A 25126-nucleotide genomic window follows, 5' to 3' on the forward strand; every position below is an offset into this window, starting at 1 on the left:
GGCCTACGCAGAGAATCGGCTGTGCTATACTCGAAGCGAACAGAGATAGGAGGAATTCAGATGAAAGACACAGGTTGGAACTTTGAAGCGACATACGTCGAACTTCGTGACATGTTTTACGACCGTGGGCCGATCAACCCGGTCGACAAACCAGAACTCGTCTTATTGAATGAACCCCTCGCCGAGACACTCGGACTCGATATTGATGCATTGAAAGAAGACGTGGCGCTCCTGTCCGGAAACCGGCAGACCGACACGTCGTTCTCGCAAGCATACGCCGGGCATCAGTTCGGCAACTTCACGATGCTCGGTGACGGACGGGCCCTCTTCTTAGGGGAACACGTCACAGCGAACGGTAAACGGGTCGACGTGCAGTTGAAAGGCTCAGGACCGACGGAGTATTCGCGTGGCGGTGACGGACGGGCCGCCATCGGGCCGATGGTACGTGAATACCTCATCAGCGAAGCGATGCACGCGCTCGGCATCCCGACAAACCGCGCCCTCGCCGTCGTTGCGACAAACGAGCCGGTCATGCGTCAAGGACCGAAGCACGGTGCCGTCCTGACGCGTGTCGCCTCGAGCCATCTTCGCGTCGGCACGTTCCAATACGCGGCCGCGGCCGGGTCGATCGATGACGTCTCCGCCCTCGCCGACTATGCGATCCATCGTCACGACTCAAGTCTTGAAGGTCGTCCCGACCGCTACGAGGCGTTCCTCGGACGCGTCATCGAACGTCAGGCGAAACTGATCGCCGACTGGCAACTCGTCGGCTTCATCCACGGCGTCATGAACACGGATAACACGTTCATCAGCGGTGAAGGGCTCGACTACGGCCCGTGCGCCTTCATGGACTCGTACCATCCGCACACCGTCTTCAGCTCGATCGACCGCGAGGGCCGTTACGCCTACGCGAACCAGCCGTATATCGGGTCGTGGAACTTGGCCCGACTCGCCGAGACGCTGTTGCCGCTGCTCGCCGACACGCAGGAAGCTGCCGTCGATATCGCCAATCGTTTGTTGAACGATTATACGGAGATTTATAAACAAGCGTACTTCACCGGACTCGCCCATAAGATCGGTCTCTACATCCGAAAAGACGGCGATGACGCGCTGACGGACGAATTGCTCCGACTTATGATGGAGACCGAGGCCGACTTCACGAACACGTTCCGCGTGCTCACGCTAGGAGAAACGGAGTCACTTCCGTTCGCGTCGCGTGACGATGGGAAGGACTGGCTTTCGGCATGGCGCAAACGTCTCGCTGAACAAGCTCTTCCGGACGAAGATGTGACGCGACTCATGCGCCAGCACAACCCGGCCGTCATCCCGCGCAACCATCACGTCGAATCAGCGATCATGGCAGCTGAACGAGGTGACTTCGGTCCGACAACCGCCTTGCTTGACGTGTTGCGTCAGCCGTATGACTACGAAGCCGATTACGGGCGTTACGTGTCGCCGGGACCAGAGCGAACGTATCCGTATCAGACGTTTTGTGGCACATGAACCATCTCGCTTTCGCGGAATGGTTTTTTAGGAACCTTTTAGCGTTTGGATGCGTACTATAGACAAACGACACTCTGGAGGTTTACTATGCGACTACTTGCTTCACTCATCTCGCTTGGTTTCGCTTGCCTGATCTCGCTCGAGCTATGGCAAGGTCCGTTTTATAGTGGCTGGATTTGGTCCATGCCCGCCTTCTTCTTAATCGTCTCGTTTTTCCAGTTCATGAAACATTTGAATGAGCTTGAATGGAGTGGTGAGAACGACACATGAGGCTCGTCTACTTCACTATCATGCTCATCGCCGGATTCCTATATGCCGTGTATCTCGTCCATTTGTATCGAGTCGGGCTGACTGATTCGCTCTACATGCACTTCCTGTGGATCACGGGAATCGGACTTTATGTTTTATGGCTACGTCGAAGAACCCCCAAACGTCGTTCGTGACGTCGGGGGTTCTTCTCGTTTAGATGCCAGAATTCTCCCAAACGACAAAAAAACCTTCCTCGGAGAACAATTCTCCAAAGAAGGTTGATGTCTTACTTGCGCAACTCTTCAAGACGCGCGCGCACGGCGTCACGCTTGTCGAGGTAGTCTTTCTCTTTCGCTTTCTCTTCGTCGATAACGTGAGCCGGTGCTTTGCCGGTGAAACCTGGGTTACCGAGTTTCTTCTGCACGCGTTCGACTTCTTTCTCGTACTTCGTCACTTCTTTTTCAAGACGGGCGATCTCTTCCTCGAAGTTGATGAGGTCGGCAAGCGGGATGAACAGCTCCGCGCCCGTCATGATCGCTGACATCGACTTGTCCGGTGCCGTCAAGCCACGACCGATTTCGAGTTCTGTCGCGTTCGTGAACTTGCCGATCGTCGCTTCGTTCTCGCTCAAGTAGCCTTGTGTCGTGTCGTCACTCGTCGCGATGAACAGTTGGATCGGTTTCGACATCGGTGCGTTCACTTCCGAACGGATGTTACGGACTGAACGGATGACGTTCATGACCGCTTCGAACGCCGGTACCGACTCCGCATAGTGGAGGTCGTCACGGCGCGTCGGATAGCTCGCACGGACGATCGAGTCGCCTTCGTGCGGCAAGTGCTGCCAAATTTCTTCTGTCAAGAACGGCATGAACGGATGCATGAGACGCATGATCGAATCGAGCGTATGCGCGAGCACCGAACGTGTCGTCGCTTTCGCCGCTTCGTCCTCACCGTAGAGCGTGAGTTTCGCCATCTCGATGTACCAGTTACAGAACTCTTCCCAGATGAAGTTGTACAAGTAACGACCGGCTTCACCGAACTCGTACTTGTCGACGAGGCGTGTCACTTGGTCGACCGTGTCGTTCAAGCGCGTCAAGATCCACTTGTCGGCGAGCGTCTTCTCACCTGAGAGGTCGATGTCTTCAAACTTCATCCCGTCCATGTTCATGAGGGCGAAGCGGCTCGCGTTCCAAATCTTGTTCGCGAAGTTCCATGTCGATTCGATCTTCTCCCAGTAGAAGCGCAGGTCGTTCCCTGGTGTCGAGCCCGTGAGCAGGAACCAGCGGAGCGAGTCGGCACCGTACTGGTCGATGACTTCCATCGGGTCGACGCCGTTACCGAGCGATTTCGACATCTTGCGGCCTTCCGAGTCACGGATCAGACCGTGGATGAGCACGTCGTTGAACGGCTGCTTGCCCGTGAATTCGAGCGATTGGAAGATCATCCGCGATACCCAGAAGAAGATGATGTCGTAACCCGTGACGAGCGCGCTCGTCGGGAAGTAGCGTTTGAAGTCTGCTGAATCCGTGTCCGGCCAGCCCATCGTCGAGAACGGCCAGAGCGCTGACGAGAACCACGTGTCGAGCACGTCTTCGTCTTGATGCCAGTTCTCAATGTCAGCCGGCGCTTCTTTGCCTACATACACTTCGCCTGTCTCGTTATGGTACCAAGCCGGGATGCGGTGGCCCCACCAAAGTTGACGGCTGATGCACCAGTCACGGATGTTTTCCATCCAGCGGAGGTACGTGCCTTCGAACCGCTCTGGGACGAAGTTGACTTTCGTCTCGTCGTTGCCTTGCGCTGCGAGCGCCGCTTTGGCGAGTGGCTCCATATCGACGAACCATTGCTTCGACAAGTACGGCTCGATGACCGCGCCTGAACGTTCCGAGTGACCGACCGAGTGCGTATGCGGCTCGATTTTGACGAGCGTGCCATCTGCTTCTAAGTCTTTGACGAGCTGCTTGCGGCAGTCGAAGCGGTCGAGCCCTTCGTACTTGCCAGCATTCTCGTTCATCGTCCCCGACTCGTCCATGACGAGGATACGCGGAAGCTCGTGACGGTTACCGATCTCAAAGTCGTTAGGGTCGTGCGCCGGCGTGATCTTCACGCAACCGGTACCGAACTCGACGTCGACGTAATCGTCCGCGACGATCGGGATCTCACGGTTCATGACCGGGAGCATGATCGTCTTACCGACGAGGTGCGCGTAGCGCTCGTCTTTCGGGTTGACGGCGACGGCCGTATCGCCGAGCATCGTCTCTGGGCGCGTCGTCGCGATCTCGATGTGACCTGAGCCATCAGCGAGCGGATATTTCATATGGTAGAACGCGCCTTCGACTTCTTGGTAGATGACTTCGATGTCGGAGACGGCCGTCTTTTGTGCCGGGTCCCAGTTGACGATATATTCGCCGCGGTAGATCAAGCCTTTTTCATACAAGCGGACGAAGACTTCCTGGACCGCTTTCGAGAGTCCCGCGTCGAGTGTGAACCGTTCACGCGAGTAGTCGAGGCCGAGGCCGAGTTTTGACCACTGGGCACGGATTGTGTCGGCGTACTCGTCTTTCCATTCCCACGTCTTCTCGAGGAACTTCTCGCGTCCGAGGTCGTAACGCATGATGCCGTCCTCACGGAGCTTCTGTTCAACTTTTGCCTGTGTCGCGATACCGGCGTGGTCCATCCCTGGGAGCCAGAGGACGTCATAGCCTTGCATGCGCTTCAAGCGCGTGAGTAGATCTTGGAGCGTCGTATCCCACGCGTGTCCGAGGTGAAGTTTCCCTGTGACGTTCGGTGGCGGGATGACGATCGTGTAAGGCTGTTTCGAGTCGTCCTCGTCCGCCTTGAACACGTTGTTCTCCATCCAATAGTCGTACCATTTCGCTTCCGTCGCACTCGGGTCGTACTTCGTCGGCATGCTGATTTCGTTTGTTTCGTTGGTCATTGTGCCAATCCTCCTCTATCTGTCTACACAAAAAACGGCTACTCTCGTCCTTAACGCTAAGGACGAAAGAAGCCGTATCTTCCGCGGTACCACCTTAGTTCGCCAACACGTGGCGCCCTCAAAATCGAATAACGGTCGATGGACCGGACCTTCCTACTTGATTCACAAGGTCAGCTCCGAGGCGACTTCCGCACACTTCCCTCGCGACCTTGCACCGTGCGGCCGCGTCTCTAGAAAGGAGTGTTGTTGCGTACTATTCCTCATCATAGCTTTTAAACGTATCTGTTAAACAATTGTAGCGATTGAAGACGTTTCAGTCAAGATTACAGTGAAAACTCTTGTTGCAGCTCTTTGAACGTCGCATCGACCGCGGCGAGCGTCACGTCGATATCCTCGTCCGTATGCACAGTCGACAAGAACAAGCCTTCGAACTGTGACGGTGGCAAGAACACGCCACGCGCCGCCATCTTCTGATAGTACGAGCGGAACATGTCGAGGTTCGACGTTTTCGCCTTCTCGAAGTTCGTCACTTTCTCGTTCGTGAAGAAGAAGCCGAACATCGAGCCGGCCCGGTTCGTGTCGTGCGGGATGTTATATTTCTCGGCCGCTGCCGTGAAACCTGCCGCGAGGCGGTCGGCTTTGCGCTCGAACTCCTCGTAGTGCTCAGGCTTGAGTTGCGACAGCGTCGTGTAGCCGGCGATCATCGCGAGCGGGTTGCCTGAAAGCGTCCCTGCTTGGTAGATTGGCCCTTGCGGTGCGATGTGTTCCATGATCTCCCGTTTGCCGCCGTAAGCGCCGACCGGAAGGCCGCCGCCGATGACTTTGCCGAGGCACGTAAGATCAGGCGTCACGCCAAAGTAACCTTGGGCGCAATTGTAGCCGACGCGGAAGCCGGTCATGACCTCGTCAAAGATGAGGAGTGCGCCGTTTTGTTCCGTGATCTCACGCAGTCCTTCGAGGAATCCTGGCTGCGGCGGGACGAAGCCCATGTTGCCGGCAGCCGGCTCGACGATGACGCCGGCGATGTCGTCGCCGTGCTTCTCGAACGCGATGCGAAGCGCGTCGAGGTCGTTGTATGGGACGGTGAGCGTGTGGCTCGCCAAGTCTTTCGGGACGCCTGGTGAGTCCGGGAGACCGAGTGTCGCGACACCTGATCCGGCCTTGATGAGGAGCGAGTCCCCGTGGCCGTGGTAGCAGCCTTCAAACTTCAAGATCTTCGTCTTGCCCGTATAGCCGCGTGCGAGGCGGAGAGCCGCCATCGTCGCTTCCGTACCGGAGTTGACCATGCGGACCATCTCGATCGATGGGACGCGGTCGATGACGAGCTCGGCCATCTTCGTCTCGAGCTCCGTCGGTGTCCCGAACGTCCAGCCTTTTTCAGCCTGATCTTGAATCGCTTTCATGACGACCGGGTCGCGGTGACCGAGAATGAGTGGTCCCCATGAGAGGACGTAGTCGATGTACTCGTTGCCGTCGATGTCGTAGACACGTGAACCTTCACCGCGTTCGGCGAAGATCGGCGTCATCCCGACCGATTTATAGGCACGGACCGGGCTGTTGACCCCGCCCGGCATGAGTGGGAGCGCTTGTTTGAACGCTGCTTCTGAGCGAGTTTGTTTGTATGTCATGCGAATTCTCCTTCCAAATAGCGACAGACGTCTTTTGCGAAATACGTGACGATCAAATCGGCACCGGCCCGTTTGAAACCGACCATCGTCTCCATGACGATACGTTGTTCATCGATCCAGTCGTTCATCGACGCCGCTTTAATCATCGCGTACTCCCCGCTTACGTTATACGCCACGATCGGCATATCGAGCGAGTCGCGCATGTCGCGGATGATGTCCATGAACGCGAGCGCCGGTTTAACGATCATAAAGTCGGCACCTTGCTCGACGTCCGACTGTGATTCCCGGAACGCCTCGCGGCGGTTGGCCGGGTCCATCTGATAGCCTTTGCGGTCGCCTTCACCAGGCGCCGACTGCGCTGCGTCACGGAACGGTCCGTAGTACGCTGATGCGTATTTGACGCCGTAGCTCATGATTGGGATGTGGCTGTAACCGTTTTGGTCGAGCCCTTCGCGGATGGCGGCGACGAAGCCGTCCATCATCGAGCTCGGCGCGATGATGTCTGCGCCCGCTTGCGCTTGCGTGATCGCCGTCTGGACGTGAAGCGGCAGTGACGCGTCGTTATCGACGTCACCGTTCTTCACGATGCCACAGTGGCCCGTCGACGTATATTCACAGAGGCACGTGTCGGCGATGACCGTGAGCTGTGGTGCCCACTCTTTCACTTTGCGGATCGCTTCTTGGACGATGCCGTGGTCGTGGTACGCTTCCGTGCCTTCCGGGTCTTTATGCTCAGGTACACCGAACAAGAGAACGGACTCGAGCCCGAGGTCGACGAGCTCACGGATCTCGTCTTCGAGACGATCGAGCGAGAAGTTGAAGACGCCAGGCATCGAGCTGACTTCGCGTTTAATATTTGTCCCTTCGACGACGAAGAGCGGATAAATCAAATCTTCTTTCCGAACATGGTTTTCACGTACGAGTGCACGCATCGACTTCGACGAGCGCAGACGACGGTGACGGTCGAATTGGTTCATGAAAAATCTCCCCCTACACACTGTATTAATGCATCCATAGTATAACACTCAGGCACTCGGACCGGTAACGTCGACACTTCTCGGACGGCCCGCTCGGTCACTTCGCCGATGGCATACCACGTGCCGTGGAACCGCTCGAGGTATGGTGTGAGCGCGTGGACCGCGGATGGGCTGAGCACGAGTAGCGCCTCGACATGTTCGAGCGCGGCCGCTTGATCGGCCGTGAGTGCTTTCTCGACCGTCTCATAGACGACCCAGTCGTACACATGCGGCAATTGTCGCATATGCTCGGTGTTCGCCAAATCCCCACGGGCGAACAAGACGACGTCATCCTCACCGACGACGTTCGCCAACTCGCGGAACAACGCCTCGCCCGTATACGTCTCCGGCATGAGCGAAACGGTGAATCCTTCTGCCTCGAGCGCGTCCCGCGTCTTCTCGCCGACGGCAGCGACTTGAACGTCCCGAGGAACGTCTTGAAGCGCTGGGACAGCGGTTTGACTCGTGACGACGAGCCAGTCGAACGAATCAGTTGGCGTTGGTTTCCCGGTCAGCCGTGTCTCGATCATCGGGACGTGATGAACGGAAAGACCGCTCGCGTCGAGCAAGGCCCGTTGCGAAGCGGTCAGTCGTTTTGTCCCTGTGTACCAGACGTCACACATTGACCGAGGCGAGGATCTCGCGTCCGCCACGTCCGAGCAAGTCGTCAGCGACGTCTTGACCGAGCGCGACTTCGTCCGTTGACGTTTTCGTCACACGGAGCACGTCTTTGCCGTCGACCGAGGCGATCAAGCCGGTGAGCGTGACCGTGTCCCCGTCAACCGTCGCGTAGCCGCCGACCGGTACGTGGCAGCTGCCTTCGATCGCCTTCAAGAACGTCCGCTCCGCCGTCGCAGCTTTCGCCGTCACGTCATCGTGAAGGAGCTGTAAAATCTGCGTCACTTCGGCGTCGTCTTTCCGGCTCTCGATCGCGAGTACACCTTGTCCGACGGCCGGTACCATCATGTCGGCGTCGAGCGCTTCGAACTTGACGCGGTCGGTCCAACCCATGCGCTCAAGTCCCGCTTTCGCGAGCAAGATGGCGTTGAAGTTCTCGGTATCGAGTTTTTTCAAGCGCGTGTCGATGTTGCCGCGAATCCACTGAATCTCGAAGTCCGGACGGGCTGCGAGCATCTGTGCACCGCGACGGAGCGAGCTCGTCCCGATGACCGCGCCTTGCGGTAGCGTCTCGAGCGTGTAGCCGTCCTCGCAAATCAAGACGTCACGTGCGTCGACACGTTTTGGCATACAGCTGATAAAGAGGTCTTCCGGCAGTTCGGCCGGGACGTCTTTCATGCTGTGGACGGCAAAATCGATATCCCCGGCGAGCATCTGTTGTTGGATCTCTTTGACGAACAAGCCTTTCCCACCGACTTTCGACAGTTGGACGTCGACGATTTGGTCACCTTTCGTCACGATTTCTTTGATCTCGAACTCGTTCTGGGCCCCGGCTTGCTTCAATTGTTCGATGACCCATTTCGTCTGTGTCATCGCGAGTTGTGAGCGGCGTGAGCCGACGATAATTTTACGCATAATGTTTAGTCCCCTTCATAGAAAAAGGCGACGAGATTCGCCGCCTTTTTGGTTTGTATTAGCGCATCAACGCGCGAAGTGGTGCTTTAGCCGCCATCGCTTCTAGCTCTTCCGGTTCTGTGTCCGCAGTCGGAACGTCGACGTCTAGCGCGAACGCTTCGACGAACTGGGCGATGCGCGTGTTCGCGTCCGGCTGTGCGGCCGCGTCTTTAATGTAGTCGATCGGTTCACGCAGCATGTGGTTGATGATCGACTTCATGTGCTTGCCGATGACTTTCTTGTCCCGGTCCGACAGATGGTCGAGCTTGCGCTCAAGACTTTCCATCGTCTCTTCTTGGACGCGGAGCGCTCGTTCGCGCAACTCGTTCATGATCGGCACGACACCGAGCGTGACGAGCCATGCTTGGAACTCTTGAATCGCCTCATCAATCTTCACTTCAATCTTTTCTGCCTCGACGAGACGGGCTGCCAAGTTTTTATTGACGATCCCGTTCAAGTCATCGACATCAAACAAACGGACGCCCGGAAGCGACCGGACCGCTGGATCGATATCTCGCGGCACGGCAATGTCAATGAGAAGAAGTGGACGTTCCCGACGCAACAATTGCGCTGCGGCGACGTCGTCATACGCGATAACGGCTTCTTTGGCCCCGGTCGAGCTGATCAAAATATCGGCATCGAGCAGTCCACAGGCGATCTCACGGATCGAGTGGGCTCGGCCTTTGAACTTGGCAGCGACCGCTTTCGCTTTACTTTCAGTCCGGTTGAAGACGGCAATTTGTTTTGCGCCGGCTTCGAACAAGTTGAGCGTTGTCAGCTCACCCGTCTCACCTGCACCGACGACGACAACTTGTTTGTCATCGAGGCGCGTGTACATCTCTTGGGCGAGCGCGACCGCAGCCGAGCTGACCGATACAGACATTTCCCCAATTTGCGTGTCAGTATGGGCCCGTTTGGCGAGCGTCACGGCTTCTTTGAACAATTTATTAAACACTGTCCCCGTCGTCCCGTTCTCTTGGGCGCGGAAGAAGCTTGACTTCACTTGTCCTAAAATCTGCGTTTCCCCGATGATCATCGAGTCGAGACCCGACGTGACACGGAACAAGTGACGAATCGCTTCCTCCCCTTCACGAATCGACAAGTATGGTGTGAACTGATCCATCTCAAGATCGAACCAGTTCGCTAAAAAACGTTTTGTATAATAACGACCCGTATGGAGCTGGTCTGTGACGACGTATAGCTCGGTACGGTTACAGGTCGACAAAATAACCGATTCAAAAATGCTTTTCTCTTCGCGGAGCGCAATCATCGCATCCACGATTTCTTGCTCCCCAAACGAGAACTGCTCCCGAATCGCGACAGGGGCTGTCTTGTTATTTAGTCCAACGACGACAATATGCATGTACCTCTTCCCCTCATCTAAAATCACAGTGGCGGTTGTCATTTCTTTTTTACGTCTCTACCGTACAGTATAACAATTTTTATTTAGGAACTATAATCTTCTGTTCGATTTTCGTGAAATAATTTAAGAACTTTTTGTGACGAAAAAAAGTAGAAACGGTCAAATTGGCCATTTCTACTTGTTTTGTCATTTAAGTGACGATGAATCTGTGATAATCGTACTTTCCGGCTTGTCTTCTTCTTCCGACTCGAGGTAATGTTGTCGCTCTTTCAATTTATAGATGCGGACGATGTTTTTGACGACGACTTTCGCCACCGCATACGTCGGAACCGCAACCAACATCCCGATGATCCCAGCCAGGTTACCGGCCACGAGCAAGACGATGATGATCGTGAGCGGATGCACTTTAAGCGTTTTCCCTTGAATGAGCGGGGAGATGACGTTCGCCTCGATCTGTTGGACGATGATGATGACGAGGATGACCCAGAGCACTTTGATCGGATCTTGGATGAAGGCGACGACGACGGCCGGTGCCGCCCCGAGGAACGGTCCGACGTACGGGATGATGTTCGTCACCATCATGAAGAGTGCGAGCAAGATGGCGTAGTCGACACCGACGATCCAAAGACCGATGAGCGACGTGATCCCGACGAAGAACGCGACGATCAGTTGGGCGTGCACGTAGTTCTTAACGGTCGTGTGCATGTCGTTCAAAATTTTACGTGTCTCTTTCTCATAGCTCGATGGCAACAGCTTGACGATCGAGTCCGGCAAATGCTTCCCGTCAAGCAGCATATAGAGCAACATGAACGGAATGACGACGATCGTGATGACAGCTGATGTAATGAATCCGATGACTTGGCCGAATGAAGAAGCAATATTGCCAAAAATATCACCGAGGTATGTGGTGACATTGTTGGTCAAGTCGGTGAACATGTCATCGTTCTCCGCCATGAAGCGCGACAGGAACTCGTTTTGCATGAGCGAGTCACGCACTGAGAACGCTTGTTGCTGCAACTCTTTGGCGATGCTCGGCATCGCGTTGACGAGATCGGTCACTTGTTCGACGAGCACGGGCCCGAGAATACTGAAAACGAGCGTGATGATCAGGATAAGCGATGTTAGCGTGATTGCGACTGACATGCCACGTTTCCCGGACCGTCGTTCTAAATAATCGACGACTCCAACGAGAAAATAAAAGAAAAGTCCTGAAATAATAAGCGGTACCGTGACGAGCGCCAATATGACTTGGATTGGTTCGAACACGAATGAAATCTCTGTCCCGACCAAGATCACTAAGAAAATCGTCAACGTCCAAAATAAGAAGCGATACCATTTGCTTTCAAACATTCTCTGCATCTTTCCACCTCGTTCATTAATGTATTGCTATACAATATGACAATTATACGATATTTACCCGTTCACGTAACCCTAAAAACAAAAAGACGAGGGGGTTATCCCTCGTCGTCCGTCAACAAATCGTAGATGGCTTTCCACGCTTCGTCTTTTCCTTCTGCCGTTTCGGCCGAGAAAGAGACGAATCGGTCAGTCGATTCGAATTGAAGCTTCCGCTTCACGGCCGCCTCATGTTTCTGGCGCTGCGCTTTCTTGATCTTATCGAGCTTCGTCGCGACGACGATGACCGGAATCTCATAATGTTTCAAGAAATTGTACATCGTCACGTCATCACCCGACGGCTCGTGTCGGATATCGACCAAGAGGACGACACCTTTGAGTGCGCTTTGCGACGTCAAGTATTGCTCCATCATGACGCCCCACTTCTCACGCTCGGTCTTCGAAACTTTGGCATACCCGTAGCCCGGGACGTCGACGAACATGATCTCGTCATTGATGTTGAAGAAGTTCAGCGTCTGCGTCTTCCCCGGTTTTGATGATGTCCGGGCGAGTGCTTTACGCTGACAGATCTTGTTGATGAATGACGATTTCCCGACGTTCGAACGGCCGGCGAGTGCGACTTCTGGCAACTCGTGGACCGGATAATGGTCCGGCGCCACAGCACTCGTAATAAATTCTGCTTTATTGATTTTCATTGTTTTCCTCCAAATGCTACTTCTAATACTTGATCGAGCATCGTGACCGGGACGAACGTCAGTTTTTCACGGACGGTGTCTTGAATATCATCGATGTCACGTTCATTGTCTTTCGGGATGATGATGGTCGTGAGTCCGGCCCGATGCGCGGCGAGCGCTTTTTCTTTCAAGCCACCGATCGGCAGGACACGGCCACGGAGCGTGATCTCTCCGGTCATCCCGATATCACGCCGGACTTTCTTCCCGGTCAAGGCCGAGATGAGCGCCGTCGCGATCGTGATCCCCGCGGATGGCCCGTCTTTCGGGACGGCACCTTCCGGGACGTGGATGTGCACGTCTTGCCGCTCGTAGAACGTCGGGTCGATCCCGAACCGTTCCGCGTTCGAGCGGACGTAACTGTACGCCGTCTGCGCCGACTCCTGCATGACGTCGCCGAGTTTCCCCGTCAACTGCAGCTTGCCTTTGCCCGGTGCGAGCGCGACTTCGATCGTGAGCGTATCACCGCCGAACGCCGTGTAAGCGAGGCCTGTGACCGCTCCGATCGAGTCTTCCGTCTCGCCTTTGCCGTAACGATATTTCGGTTTCCCGAGGTAGTCGCTTAGGACTTTGAGCGACACGGTGACACGTTTCTTCTCGCCAATCGCGATCTGTTTCGCCGCTTTCCGGCAAAGCGATCCGATGACACGCTCAAGGTTGCGGACGCCGGCCTCGCGTGTGTAGCGGCGGACGACTTCATAGAGCGCGTCTTCTTTAATCGTGAGCTGGCTCTTTTTCAAGCCGTGTTCTTTATATTGTTTCGGAATCAAGTGGCGTTTCGCGATCTCGACTTTTTCGAGCTCCGTGTAGCCGCCGATTTGAATGAGTTCCATCCGGTCGAGGAGCGGGGCCGGAATTTGCGAGACGTCGTTCGCCGTCGCGATGAACAGCACGTTCGACAAGTCGAACGGCTCCTCGATGTAATGGTCCGAGAACGAGACGTTCTGTTCCGGGTCGAGCACTTCGAGCATGGCCGAAGCCGGGTCGCCCCGGAAGTCCGACGCCATCTTGTCGATCTCATCGAGCAAGAACACCGGGTTCTTACTTTCAGCTTGCTTCAAGCCACGGATGATCCGGCCTGGCATCGCGCCGATATACGTCCGGCGGTGACCGCGAATCTCAGCCTCGTCACGCACCCCACCGAGCGAGACGCGGACGAAGTTACGTTCGAGCGCCGAAGCGATCGAGCGGGCGAGCGACGTCTTCCCGACCCCAGGAGGTCCGGCGAGACAAAGGATCGGTCCCCGCAGCGAGTTCGTCAATTGACGGACCGCCAAGTATTCGAGGATCCGGTCTTTGACCGATTCGAGCCCGTAATGGTCATCGTCGAGGACACCGGCCGCATGTTTGACGTCCAATTTATCTTCGGTTTCAATTCCCCACGGCAGCGAGACGATCCAATCGAGGTAGTTGCGGATGACGGCGTACTCAGGTGACGTCGCCGGGACGACGTTCAACCGTTCCGCTTCCCGCATGACGTTCTTCCGTGTCGTTTCCGGCAAGTCGAGCGCCTCGAGCTTCTCGAGAAGACGGTTCGGTTCCGACTCTTGCGACTGGTCTCCGAGTTCTTGTTGAATCGTCTTCATCTGTTCACGTAAGTAGTACTCTTTTTGCGCTTGTTCAATCGTCTTCTTCGTCCGTTCACGCAACTCTTGTTCGAGCTCGATGATCTCGACTTCGTGCGTCATGATCTCGAGCAGTTCGAGCCCGCGTTTGACCGCGTCTGGTTCTTCAAGCATCGCTTGGCGAATGTCGACATCGACATCGAGTTTCGATGAGATGTAGTCGGTCAATGACTCGAGCCGCTCATACATCTCAAACCGACGACGCTCGTCCGGTGACAAGCCTTTGATCGTCCCGACGAGTTTGCCGAACTGTTCTTTCAAGAGACGCACGAGTGCCGTCCGCTCGACTTCTTCCCCTTCGACGAGTTCGAGCGAGTCGACGTCAGCAAACCAGCCGTCTTTCGTCGCTTCGACGGCGTTGATTTTGACGCGTTCTTTCCCGACGAGGCGGACCCGTACCGTATCGTTCGACAGTTCGCTCATCTTGGCGATGTGGACCCGCGTCCCGATCGCGTAAAGGTCTTCCGGTTCAGGTGATTCTTTGCCTGTCTCTTTTTGTGTGACGACAATCAAGTCTGTCTCGTGTTCCTTTGCGGCAAGGAGTGCTCGTAATGAGAGCGGTCGCCCGACGTCGATCGTCACTCCGATCAGCGGATAAACGACAACTCCACGCAAAGGAAGAATTGGTAATTGTTCCATTACAACGCCTCCTGTGCAAAAAGGCCCAAAACTCGGTTGTGCCGAGTGTTTGAGCCTTTTTCGTTAAGAACTTTAAGCTGTTTCTTGGTTGTCCCCTGTCTGTTCGACAGTACCATCACGGAGAACATATTTCGGACCGGCAAGACCCGTAATCGTTTCGTCTGTAATGATGACTTTCTCGATATCGTCACGCGATGGGACGGTGAACATCACATCGAGCATCATTTCTTCGATAATCGAGCGGAGACCACGTGCACCTGTCTTACGTTTGATCGCAAGTTTGGCAATTTCAATCAACGACTCGTCTGTGAACGTGAGTTCGACATCGTCGAGTTCGAGCATCTTCACGTACTGACGGACGAGCGCGTTTTTCGGCTTCGTCAAGATTTCGACGAGCGCTGACTCGTCGAGTGTCATGAGCGTCGCCATGACCGGTAGACGTCCGATAAATTCAGGGATCAAGCCGAATTTTTGAAGGTCTTCCGGCAATGCGCGGGCGAGCAAGTCTTCTTGCGTCATCTCGCGATTTTCTTGTTCGTTCCCGAAGCCGATGACTTTCTTCCCGATGCGGCGTTTGACGACCGCTTCGATGCCGGCGAATGCGCCGCCGACGATGAAGAGAATGTTCGTCGTATCGATTTGGATGAACTCTTGATGCGGATGCTTCCGTCCACCTTGTGGCGGTACGCTCGCAGTCGTCCCTTCAAGAATCTTGAGCAAGGCTTGTTGGACCCCTTCACCAGACACGTCACGCGTGATCGATGGGTTTTCCGACTTGCGGGCAATCTTATCGATTTCATCGATATAGATAATCCCTTTTTCAGCCTTCTCGACATCGTAGTCAGCCGATTGGATCAGCTTGAGCAAGATGTTCTCGACGTCTTCCCCGACGTAACCGGCTTCCGTCAAGCTCGTCGCATCCGCGATTGCGAACGGGACGTTCAAGACGCGAGCCATCGTCTGAGCGAGAAGCGTTTTACCGCTACCAGTTGGTCCGATCATGACGATGTTCGACTTCGAAAGTTCGACATCATCAGAACGGCCACCGGCGTTGATACGTTTATAGTGGTTATAGACAGCTACCGAAAGCGCACGTTTCGCCCGGTCTTGCCCGATGACATACTCGTCAAGGACGTTACGGATCTCTTGTGGTTTTGGAATGTCTTTGAATTCGACTTCTTCTTCGACACCGAGCTCTTCCTCAACGATTTCATTGCAAAGTTCAATACATTCGTCACAAATGTATACGCCAGGACCGGCGACTAGTTTACGGACTTGTTCTTGCGATTTCCCGCAAAACGAGCATTTAAGTTGTCCCTTTTCCTCGTTAAATTTGAACATTCGGTACACCCCTTCTGAATGAAAATGGATGTAAGTGCGATAAATCGCCTATTTGTATTTTCAGGTGCAAAGCACTCACGAAAAAACATTTACATCTCTGCGTTGCAATAATTGTAGCATGAACATATAGCGACATCAAAGATTAACACATACAAAGTGTCATTACAGAAAAAAGGACGACTGCGTGGCAGTCGCCCTCATCTCATCTAATTACTTCGCTTTACCAGTTTCAACGAGGATGTCGATCGCCTTACGGAATTTGAGGTCACCTTTAAGTGTCTCGATTCCGCCTTGCGGTGCGAGCATCGTACGGAGTTGGTCCGGTGCGATGTTGTAGAGTTTAGACATTTCTTCGAGTTCTTTCTCAGCATCTTCATCAGTCACTTCGATCGCTTCTTTTTCAGCGATTGCTTTCAAGACGAGACGAGCTTTAACGCGCTCTTCAGCTTGCTCTTTCATCTCTTCACGCATAGCTTCTTCTGTTGTGCCAGTGAGTTCGAAGTACATGTTGAGGTCGATGCCTTGTGAAGATACACGAGTACCGAACTCTTGAACCATGCGGTCTACTTCTTGGTCGATGAGGATTGCAGGTACGTCGATTGTCGCGTTAGCAGTTGCTTGCTCAACGAGTTGGTCGCGCATCGTGCCATCAGCTTCTTGTTGCTTCGCAGCTTCTAAGCGCTCACGAATTTTCGCTTTCAACTCGTCGAGTGATGCTACTGACTCGTCGATGTCTTTTGCGAACTCGTCGTCGAGCTCAGGAACTTGCTTCGCTTTTACTTCGTGAAGTTTGACTTTGAACGTCGCTGGTTTACCCGCCAAGTTGTCAGCGTGGTACTCTTCAGGGAATGTTACTTCGATGTCTTTTTCTTCACCAGCAGTCATGCCTACCATTTGCTCTTCGAATCCAGGAATGAATTGACCTGAACCGATTTCAAGTGTGTAGTTTTCAGCCGTGCCACCTTCGAATTGCTCGCCTTCAGCGAAACCTGCGAAATCAAAGACAGCTGTATCGCCGTTTTCGACTGCGCCTTCTTTAACAGCAAGTTCTGCGCCTTGCTCTTTGAGGGCGTCAAGTTCTGCTGCGACTTCTTCGTCTGTGACGTTCGTTTCTACAGCATCGTACTCGAGACCTTTGTAGTCGCCGAGCTCAGCTTCTGGTTCAACCACGAATGTTACTTTGAAAGTAACCGGCTGACCTTTTTCGAGCGTGCCATCAACGTCGATGTTTTCGAGAGCCATTGGTTCGAAACCAGCTTCTTCGACTGCAGATTGGATTGTGTCACGGTAGAGGATATCAAGCGCATCTTGGAAGAGTGCTTCTTCTCCGTACATTTTGTTGAACATTGGACGTGGCAATTTCCCTTTACGGAAGCCAGGTACGTTCAAGTTTTTGACGACATCTTTAAATGCTGCGTCGACTGCTTTATTGAATGCTTCTGCAGGTGCTTCGTACGTGAGTACGCCTTGGCTACCTGATGTTTTTTCCCATTTTGCTGTCATGCTAAGTCCCTCCAACAAATTCGTTTATTCTTCTATACCGTACAAAAATGTACAACAATCAGTATTATAGCATAAATCCGGTGACTGCACACAAGGATTTAGTCTAGAAACGCTTGCGTGAAACGGATATCCGCCTCTAAAATTTCAGCCGCGAGCCCGTCTGTTTCTTCATCGTTCAGGATCGCTGCTTTCGCTCTCACGACGGCTGTTTCGATTTCAGATGCCTCACCCGGTGTGAACGGATAGTGCGTATACATGTAGTTCATGAGCAGTTGCGTCGCGATTTCGTCGCCTTTGACGGCCTTCTGCAAATCATGGACCGCATGCTCCCATTCGTCCATCTTCACTTGTGCCTCTGCCTGCGTCAGCCGATGATGCGTTTCGAGGTCGACCCATTCGATGACGGACAGTTCTTCGAACGCTTTTTCAAGCACGATCAGCTTCATCAATTTCGGGCGATCTTCAAGGAGCAGTCCCTTCAATACGTTGTCGAGTACGTCATCGATATTGAAATGGACGTGCTCGAGCAGTTCAATCTGTTCCCCGACACTGCCACGATGAACCGTCCGTTTCAGTTTGGCGATGGCCGCCGGAAACTCGGTCATCTTAAGTACTTGGAGCACTTGGTAAGCTTGGGTGTTCACTTGATCGGCCTTGTCTTGCCACTCTAAATATTGATGGATCCAGTGTGCCGCCTCGAAAGGTTGGTCACGCATGATGTAGTACTGGGCAATTTGAAGCCCGCCGGCTGCCGGTTCTTCTGCCTCATGAATCTGCGTCGTGACGAGTTCTTCGAGTTTTTCAAGCGTTTCCGGCTCTTCCGGACGCTCCATCAAACATTGAAAAATTTCCATGAAAATAAACTGATCGCCTTTGACGGCTGCGTACCAATCCCATAGGATCGGCTCGACCCGTTGCCGCTCCCCGGCCGCGTCCGCTTCTTGAATCATCTTCTGCAGCCGCGACCAGTTCCCCGGAAACGGGTACTCCCGCTCTTTTTCCATCTTCACACACCCTTTCTTCCATCCATCTCCATCTTCCTTAGGAATTGCTGCGTTGTCAATCAATACCCCGGAAAACGAAAAAAGAGACAACCTCCGTGGAGGCTATCTCTATTTTAAATGGAAGTGTCCCAAGAGGGATTCGAACCCCCGACCGACGCCTTAGCTTACCACCATGGCTTTCGCCACCAACGCATGTTGTTTGTAGTCTGGACTATATCTTCACCATTTCAGGTGCGACACGTGTAGTCTCTACGGAACCTCACGAACAAATTGTTCCTTCAATGGTTCTACCTCTAAAGGCTGACCCTTTAGTCCTTTGAACCACCTTGACCTCGAAAGGATACAAGTTTCCTCGGTATTACCATCAGCATGATCTGTTAAGGCTTCACCGATATAGTGTCGTCCACTCTATAGGTTTCTGTTTCCCTATAAAGGCTCCTATTTGTCTTGAAGGGCGTTGCTCTATCCAGCTGAGCTATTGGGACATTGACAAGAAAACTATAATAGAAAAACGCTTTGCTGTCAATTGGTTCTTTCTGTTTTGTTCAAAGTTGTCCTGACAAGTCCAAATCTTCGACGGGCGTCCCGTCCTCAGACCGGTAAAACCGGACCGCTGCCTGACCGGCGTCAAGGTCGATCAACGCGTACGTCTTGTCCGAGCGTCCGCGCGGCATCCGGATCGAGCCCGGGTTCACGTAGAGCACCCCGTCTTCGATGACGGCCCCGGCCACGTGTGAGTGACCGTACAAGACGACGTTCGCCCCGATTTCCTCGGCCCGATAACGCAACCGGTTCAAATCGAACTTCACGTCATGGTGATGGCCGTGGACGATTAAAACCGTACCTTCAGGTGTCGCTTCGACCCGTTCGAGCGGCAAGTCGCCCCCAAAATCGCAATTGCCGCGGACGGTCCGATACGGCAGCAAGTGCTCGTCGACGAGCGCGAGCTGGGAGTCGCCGCAATGAAACGCGTCCTCAATCTCAGTTTCATGCCGAGTAAAGATAGTCGATAGTTCGTCTGTCAATCCGTGACTGTCACTGACTACGAGAAAACGCATACACCTCAACCTTTCATAAATGGAATGATTTCTGCCTCTAGTTTTCTTAACGCCTGACCGCGGTGACTGACCGCCGCCTTTTCGTCACGCTCGAGCTCTGCTGCCGTCTTATGGAGCGATGGGACGATAAAGAGCGGGTCGTACCCGAATCCATTTTCCCCGTGGGGCGCATAGCCGATCGTACCTTCGATCGTCCCGCGCACGGTCAACGTCTCGCCTGTCGGTTTGGCGAGGCAGAGCGCGCAGACGAAGCGGGCCGAGCGATCGTTCGCCCCGTTCAACTTCTCGAGCAGGAGCGCGTTGTTCGCCGCGTCCGACTTCTCAGGACCGGCGAAGCGGGCCGAGTGGACGCCTGGGGCACCGTCGAGCGCATCGACTTCAAGCCCCGAGTCGTCGGCGAGGACGGCGTGTCCGAAGTAACGGGCCGCCTCGGTCGCTTTCAGTTCGGCGTTCGCTTCGAACGTCGTGCCCGTCTCATCCGTTTCCGGTGCATCCGGATAGTCCAAGAGCGACTCGACTTCAAATCCGAGCGGCGTGAGCATCCCTTCGATTTCAACCACTTTCCCTTTGTTGCGTGTCGCGACAATCAGTTTCATATCGTTTCCTCCATTTGTTCCCCGACATACCACCATGAGGCACCGAGCGCGTCTTCTGCTGCTTTGAACAGCGTCTCGATCCCGCCTTGGGCCATCTGGAGCATCTCATTCATTTCTTGCAGCGTGAACGTCGCTTCTTCACCCGTGCCTTGCACTTCGACGAAGCGTCCGCTCGCCGTCATGACGACGTTCATGTCAACTTCGGCCGCCGCGTCTTCTTCATAGTTCAAGTCGAGCAACAGCTCGTTCGTCCGACCGACCGAGATGGCGGCGACGCCTTCTTTGATCGGTGTGTCGCCGAGCTTGCCTTGACGGATGAGCGCGTCGACCGCGAGCACGAGCGCACAAAAACCGCCTGTGATCGACGCTGTCCGTGTGCCACCATCCGCTTGGATGACGTCACAATCGATCCAGATCGTCCGTTCACCGAGCCGTTCCAAGTCGACGACCGAACGGAGCGAGCGCGAAATCAACCGTTGAATCTCCATCGTCCGTCCTGTCTGCTTACCGCGAACGGATTCCCGGACGGTCCGGTTGCCCGTCGCCCGTGGCAGCATCGCGTACTCGGCGTTGATCCAGCCTTGCTTCTTCCCGCGCAGGAAGTTCGGGACGCGTTCTTCGACCGTCGCCGTACAGATTACTTTCGTGTCCCCGATCGAGATCAAGACCGAGCCTTCGGCATGTTTGTTCACGTGCGGAATGATCTCAACGGTCCGCAGTTCATCATGTTGTCTTTCGTTACGCATCGACACCAGACACCTCTACTTTCTCCGCTTTCACGGGTTGGCCAAGCCATTCTGTCGCCAATCGGTTGAAGATGGCGACATCCCCGGTCGCATAAAACTGATGCGTCGGGATGGTATCCAAATCGTTCTCAAGTTCTTTAAAATCAAGGATCGCTGCCACTTCGAGCGCTGTCTCATCACCTGACGAAATCAAATGGACATCGGGCCCGACGACGTCTTGGATGACCGGCGCAAGCAACGGATAATGGGTGCACCCGAGGATGAGCGTGTCCATCTCCGAAGCTTGGAGCGGCAGGATTGTCTCGGCGACGATCGACCGGACGCGTTCGCCGCTCAGTTCGCCGGCTTCGACGAGCGGCACGAACGGCGGGCAAGCGAGCGAATAGACATCAATCTCGCCCGCGACGTGACGGAGCGCCGTCTCGTACGAATTGCTTTCGACCGTCATCTTCGTGCCGATGACACCGATATGTTTGTTGCGCGTGCCTTTGACGGCGGCCCGGGCGCCCGGGTCGATGACACCGATGACCGGGATGTTGAGGCGTTTGCGCGCTTCTTTCAAGACGACGGCCGTCGCCGTGTTGCAGGCGATGACGATCATCTTAACGTCTTTTTCTAATAGGAATTCAATCAATTCCCACGTATATGCTTCAATCTCATCGTGCGGGCGCGGCCCATACGGACAGCGCTCCGTGTCGCCGATATAGATGATTTCTTCTTTCGGCAGCTGGCGGATCAGTTCTTTGACTACGGTCAAGCCGCCAACACCTGAATCGAGTACTCCAATCGCTCGTTTCATAAATATCACTTCCATTCCCATCTATCTTACCAAAAAAGCCGTATCCAAAAAAGAAACGGTGTCATGACAAACAAAAAAGACGAGGTAGCCGATTGGCCGCCTCGTCCGTTGCTCGAATTACTGAGCAAGACCTTCGCTAGTGAGCATGTCAGAGAGCGTGTTAACCGCTTCTTCTGCATCGTCACCTGCTGCAGTGATCTTGATTGTTGAATCTTTAGCGATTCCGAGTGAAAGTACACCCATGATCGACTTCAAGTTAACTGTCTTACCATTGTACTCAAGGTTGATATCTGATTGGAACTTAGAAGCTGTGTTGACCAACTGAGTAGCTGGACGAGCGTGGATTCCTGAATCAGCAACGACTGTGAATGTTTTTTCCATGACGTGATAGTCTCCCTTCAAATCTGAATTCTGCAGGCGAACCGGCAGAAATTTTTGTTTGTGAACTCATTATCAAATGATAGCGGATTCGCAAAAATTCTGCAAGCGATTTTTATATTCTGGAGTCCATTCGGCCGGGCGACCGGTTTTTGACAAATGCACGAGGCTCGTACGGCCCGCGAACATGAGTTGATCTCCATCATATGCGCCGTAATGAATATCACATGAAGTGTTTCCGACCGTCAAGACATTGGCATATACCTTCAACTGTTGCCGCGGCATCACTTGTCGGACGTAATCGCACTGGGCGTCCGCCACGACGACGAAACCGTCTTTCAAGGAAAATCCTGTCGTTTCGAGTAGCTCGATCCGCGCATCCTCAAAATAGATGAACGGGATCGTGTTATTCATATGGCCGTACGGGTCGCACTCCGAAAAGCGGACTTTGACGTCGAGCTCGATTCCTGACCTGACACGCGTTTCCCAACCGGGTTCCCGAAAATACTTTGACATCGGCAAACGTTACGCCTCGACCGCAGAACCGGTACGACCTTTGTCGCTGCCGAAGAACTGTTTGAACGAGTGAAGCGTCGTCTGACGGTTCATCGCGGCGATTGACGTCGTGAGCGGAATGCCTTTCGGACAAACCTCGACACAGTTTTGCGCGTTTCCGCACTGCATGATGCCTCCATCTTCCATTAGCGCTTCGAGACGTTCTTCCGCGTGGAAAGCGCCGGTCGGATGCGAGTTGAAGAGACGGACTTGTGAGAGTGCGGCCGGGCCGATGAAGTTCGACTTGTCGTTGACGTTCGGGCAAGCCTCAAGGCAGACACCGCACGTCATACATTTCGATAGTTCATACGCCCATTGACGTTTGTTCTCTGGCATCCGTGGTCCTGGACCGAGGTCGTACGTGCCATCGATCGGTACCCACGCCTTCACTTTTTTCAAAGCGTCGAACATGCGCTGACGGTCGACTTGAAGATCACGGATGACCGGGAACGTCTTCATCGGAGCAAGGCGGATCGGCTGCTCGAGTTTATCGACGAGCGCCGTACACGACTGGCGCGGCTTGCCGTTGATGATCATCGAACAAGCGCCGCACACTTCCTCAAGACAGTTCATGTCCCAGGTGATCGGTGTCGTCTTGTTGCCTTCAGCGTTGACCGGGTTGCGGCGGATCTCCATGAGCGCCGAGATGACGTTCATGTTCGGACGATATGGGACCGAGAACTCTTCCGAGTAGGCCGCTTGATCCGGACCGTCCTGGCGTTCGATGATAAAACGAATATCTTTATGCTCAGACTGCATCGGCGTCGTCATTTCGTCTTCGCCCCTTTCTTCGAGTAATCCCGTTTACGTGGCGGGATTAACGAAACGTCGATCTCTTCAAACGAGATATCGACTTCCCCTTCGTTGTAACGTGCCATCGTCGTCTTCATGAACAACTCGTCATTCCGTTCCGGGAAGTCCGGTTTGTAATGAGCGCCACGGCTCTCGTCGCGTTTAAGGGCGCCGAGCGTGATGACGCGCGCGAGGTCGAGCATGTGGTCGAGTTGACGGATGAACGAGGCACCTTGGTTGCTCCAGCGCGCCGTATCGGTCGCTGAGATGTTGTTGAAGCGTTCGCGTAGCTCGCGTAGCTTCAAGTCTGTCGCTTCGAGCTTATCGTTGTAACGAACGACCGTGACGTTGTCGGTCATGAGTTCGCCGAGTTCCCGGTGAATCTGGTAGGCGTTCTCCGTACCTTCCATCGCGAGAATGTCATTGAACCGCTCGATTTCTTCACGTTCGTTGAAGTTGAAGAGCGCTTCTGGCACGCTCTCGGTCGCTTGGTCGAGACCGCGCATATAGTTGACCGCCGCAGGACCGGCCTCCATCCCGCCGTAAACGGCAGACAAGAGTGAGTTCGCGCCGAGACGGTTCGCCCCGTGCATCGAATAGTCACACTCGCCGGCTGCAAACAGCCCTGGGATGTTCGTCATTTGATCGTAGTCGACCCATAGTCCGCCCATCGAGTAGTGAACGGCCGGGAAGATCTTCATCGGTACTTTACGCGGATCGTCGCCGACGAACTTCTCATAAATTTCAAGAATACCGCCGAGCTTGATGTCGAGTTCTTTCGAATCTTTATGCGACAAATCGAGATAGACCATGTTCTCGCCGTTGACGCCGAGCTTTTGGTTGACGCAGACTTCGAAAATCTCACGTGTCGCGATATCACGCGGTACGAGGTTTCCGTAGTCCGGATACTTCTCTTCAAGGAAGTACCAAGGTTTTCCGTCTTTGTATGTCCAAACACGTCCACCTTCTCCACGCGCCGACTCACTCATGAGCCGAAGCTTGTCGTCCCCTGGGATCGCCGTCGGGTGGATTTGGATGAACTCCCCGTTGGCGTAGACGGCACCTTGGCGGTAAACCGCTCCAGCCGCTTGCCCTGTGTTGATGACCGAGTTCGTCGATTTGCCGAAGATGACACCTGGGCCGCCTGTCGCGAGGATGACCGCATCCGATGGAAACGCTTTAATTTCCATCGAGCGTAAATCCTGACAGACCGCACCGCGGCAGATACCCGTTTCGTCGACGATGGCACGGAGAAACTCCCAGCCCTCATACTTCTCGACAAGACCTTGCGCCTCGAAGCGACGGACTTGTTCGTCTAGCGCGTACAAGAGCTGTTGCCCTGTCGTCGCGCCGGCGTAAGCCGTCCGATGATAGAGCGTGCCGCCGAAGCGGCGGAAGTCGAGCAGACCTTCTGGCGTCCGGTTGAACATGACGCCCATCCGGTCGAACATGTGGATGATCTTCGGTGCCGCTTCTGCCATCTTTTGGACTGGCTGTTGGTTGGCAAGGAAGTCCCCGCCGTAAACCGTGTCATCGAAGTGTTGCCAAGTAGAATCCCCTTCCCCTTTCGTGTTGACGGCTCCGTTGATGCCGCCTTGAGCACAAACTGAATGTGAACGCTTGACCGGTACAAGCGAGAATAGTTTAACCGGAACACCCATCTCTGCCGACTTGATTGTCGCCATGAGTCCAGCTAGACCGCCACCGATGACGATCAAACTTTGATTTGCCATA

The 25126-nt window shown here is 54.3% G+C and carries 23 protein-coding genes and 1 other annotated feature; of the genes, 3 read left to right on the plus strand and 20 right to left on the minus strand.

The features are described from left to right. Positions 1-60: 60 nt before the first annotated feature. The 3 genes from EVJ21_RS03715 to EVJ21_RS15340 all read left to right on the plus strand — a co-directional run bounded on the left by EVJ21_RS03715 (position 61) and on the right by EVJ21_RS15340 (position 1946). Positions 61-1503 carry a protein adenylyltransferase SelO gene (locus EVJ21_RS03715; protein ID WP_131489903.1) on the plus strand — a complete coding sequence of 481 codons (1443 nt, stop codon included), beginning with the start codon at positions 61-63 and terminating at the stop codon, positions 1501-1503. Between the two features lie 87 nt (positions 1504-1590). After that, positions 1591-1773: a hypothetical protein gene (locus tag EVJ21_RS03720; protein ID WP_070327713.1), complete on the plus strand. Its 183-nt coding sequence runs from the start codon at positions 1591-1593 to the stop codon at positions 1771-1773. Then, positions 1770-1946, plus strand: coding sequence for a hypothetical protein (locus EVJ21_RS15340; protein WP_161567329.1), 177 nt, complete (start codon positions 1770-1772; stop codon positions 1944-1946). Before EVJ21_RS03720 ends, EVJ21_RS15340 begins: the two co-directional genes overlap by 4 nt. Before the next feature lie 92 nt (positions 1947-2038). Here EVJ21_RS15340 and EVJ21_RS03725 read toward each other — a convergent pair whose 3' ends face one another. The 20 genes from EVJ21_RS03725 to sdhA all read right to left on the minus strand — a co-directional run bounded on the left by EVJ21_RS03725 (position 2039) and on the right by sdhA (position 25125). Further along, positions 2039-4690, minus strand: a complete 2652-nt coding sequence (locus EVJ21_RS03725) for a valine--tRNA ligase (RefSeq protein ID WP_071399363.1) — start codon at positions 4688-4690, stop codon at positions 2039-2041. A gap of 55 nt (positions 4691-4745) precedes the next feature. Further along, positions 4746-4966: a binding site (T-box leader), on the minus strand. Positions 4967-5013: 47 nt separating this feature from the next. Further along, positions 5014-6318: a glutamate-1-semialdehyde 2,1-aminomutase gene (hemL, locus tag EVJ21_RS03730; protein ID WP_131489904.1), complete on the minus strand. Its 1305-nt coding sequence runs from the start codon at positions 6316-6318 to the stop codon at positions 5014-5016. Then, positions 6315-7295: a porphobilinogen synthase gene (gene hemB / locus EVJ21_RS03735; protein ID WP_131440973.1), complete on the minus strand. Its 981-nt coding sequence runs from the start codon at positions 7293-7295 to the stop codon at positions 6315-6317. The genes hemL and hemB overlap by 4 nt, the downstream gene beginning before the upstream one ends. Continuing rightward, the gene (locus EVJ21_RS03740; protein WP_131489905.1) at positions 7292-7957 is read right to left on the minus strand and encodes a uroporphyrinogen-III synthase; all 666 of its coding nucleotides are present in this window, start codon (positions 7955-7957) and stop codon (positions 7292-7294) included. Before EVJ21_RS03740 ends, hemB begins: the two co-directional genes overlap by 4 nt. Continuing rightward, positions 7950-8867, minus strand: a complete 918-nt coding sequence (gene hemC / locus EVJ21_RS03745; protein WP_070327718.1) for a hydroxymethylbilane synthase — start codon at positions 8865-8867, stop codon at positions 7950-7952. The genes EVJ21_RS03740 and hemC overlap by 8 nt, the downstream gene beginning before the upstream one ends. Before the next feature lie 58 nt (positions 8868-8925). Next, positions 8926-10269, minus strand: a complete 1344-nt coding sequence (hemA, locus tag EVJ21_RS03750) for a glutamyl-tRNA reductase (RefSeq protein ID WP_070327719.1) — start codon at positions 10267-10269, stop codon at positions 8926-8928. Positions 10270-10455: 186 nt separating this feature from the next. Beyond that, the gene (locus tag EVJ21_RS03755) at positions 10456-11628 is read right to left on the minus strand and encodes an AI-2E family transporter (protein WP_236633418.1); all 1173 of its coding nucleotides are present in this window, start codon (positions 11626-11628) and stop codon (positions 10456-10458) included. A gap of 95 nt (positions 11629-11723) precedes the next feature. After that, positions 11724-12320 carry a ribosome biogenesis GTP-binding protein YihA/YsxC gene (yihA, locus tag EVJ21_RS03760; protein ID WP_071399358.1) on the minus strand — a complete coding sequence of 199 codons (597 nt, stop codon included), beginning with the start codon at positions 12318-12320 and terminating at the stop codon, positions 11724-11726. After that, a complete protein-coding gene (gene lon / locus EVJ21_RS03765) occupies positions 12317-14620 on the minus strand; it encodes an endopeptidase La (RefSeq protein WP_070327724.1) in 2304 nt (767 codons plus the stop codon). The genes yihA and lon overlap by 4 nt, the downstream gene beginning before the upstream one ends. Before the next feature lie 72 nt (positions 14621-14692). Then, positions 14693-15961, minus strand: a complete 1269-nt coding sequence (gene clpX, locus EVJ21_RS03770) for an ATP-dependent protease ATP-binding subunit ClpX (protein WP_016508522.1) — start codon at positions 15959-15961, stop codon at positions 14693-14695. A gap of 210 nt (positions 15962-16171) precedes the next feature. Continuing rightward, on the minus strand, positions 16172-17464 hold the full coding sequence (tig, locus tag EVJ21_RS03775) for a trigger factor (RefSeq protein ID WP_070327725.1): 1293 nt from the start codon (positions 17462-17464) through the stop codon (positions 16172-16174). Between the two features lie 98 nt (positions 17465-17562). Beyond that, positions 17563-18468: a hypothetical protein gene (locus EVJ21_RS03780; RefSeq protein WP_131489906.1), complete on the minus strand. Its 906-nt coding sequence runs from the start codon at positions 18466-18468 to the stop codon at positions 17563-17565. Positions 18469-19013: 545 nt separating this feature from the next. Next, a complete protein-coding gene (locus EVJ21_RS03785) occupies positions 19014-19526 on the minus strand; it encodes a metallophosphoesterase family protein (protein WP_131489907.1) in 513 nt (170 codons plus the stop codon). Between the two features lie 5 nt (positions 19527-19531). Further along, a complete protein-coding gene (locus EVJ21_RS03790; RefSeq protein ID WP_071399354.1) occupies positions 19532-20122 on the minus strand; it encodes an XTP/dITP diphosphatase in 591 nt (196 codons plus the stop codon). Continuing rightward, complete coding sequence (rph, locus tag EVJ21_RS03795; protein WP_070327729.1) at positions 20119-20868, minus strand: ribonuclease PH; 750 nt, start codon at positions 20866-20868, stop codon at positions 20119-20121. The genes EVJ21_RS03790 and rph overlap by 4 nt, the downstream gene beginning before the upstream one ends. After that, positions 20861-21667 (minus strand): glutamate racemase, encoded by an 807-nt coding sequence (racE, locus tag EVJ21_RS03800; RefSeq protein WP_070327730.1) that lies wholly within the window; start codon positions 21665-21667, stop codon positions 20861-20863. The genes rph and racE overlap by 8 nt, the downstream gene beginning before the upstream one ends. Positions 21668-21784: 117 nt before the next feature. Continuing rightward, entirely contained in the window at positions 21785-22048 is a 264-nt protein-coding gene (locus EVJ21_RS03805; protein WP_021066838.1) for a phosphocarrier protein HPr, read from the minus strand. A gap of 72 nt (positions 22049-22120) precedes the next feature. Beyond that, positions 22121-22561, minus strand: a complete 441-nt coding sequence (locus tag EVJ21_RS03810; RefSeq protein ID WP_131465509.1) for an acyl-CoA thioesterase — start codon at positions 22559-22561, stop codon at positions 22121-22123. Between the two features lie 9 nt (positions 22562-22570). After that, complete coding sequence (gene sdhB / locus EVJ21_RS03815) at positions 22571-23359, minus strand: succinate dehydrogenase iron-sulfur subunit (protein WP_201739228.1); 789 nt, start codon at positions 23357-23359, stop codon at positions 22571-22573. A gap of 8 nt (positions 23360-23367) precedes the next feature. Further along, a complete protein-coding gene (gene sdhA, locus EVJ21_RS03820) occupies positions 23368-25125 on the minus strand; it encodes a succinate dehydrogenase flavoprotein subunit (protein ID WP_070327732.1) in 1758 nt (585 codons plus the stop codon). Between the last annotated feature and the right edge of the window lies 1 nt (position 25126).

Source organism: Exiguobacterium sp. SH0S2, from assembly GCF_004337185.1.
Lineage (GTDB): Bacteria > Bacillota > Bacilli > Exiguobacteriales > Exiguobacteriaceae > Exiguobacterium > Exiguobacterium aurantiacum_A.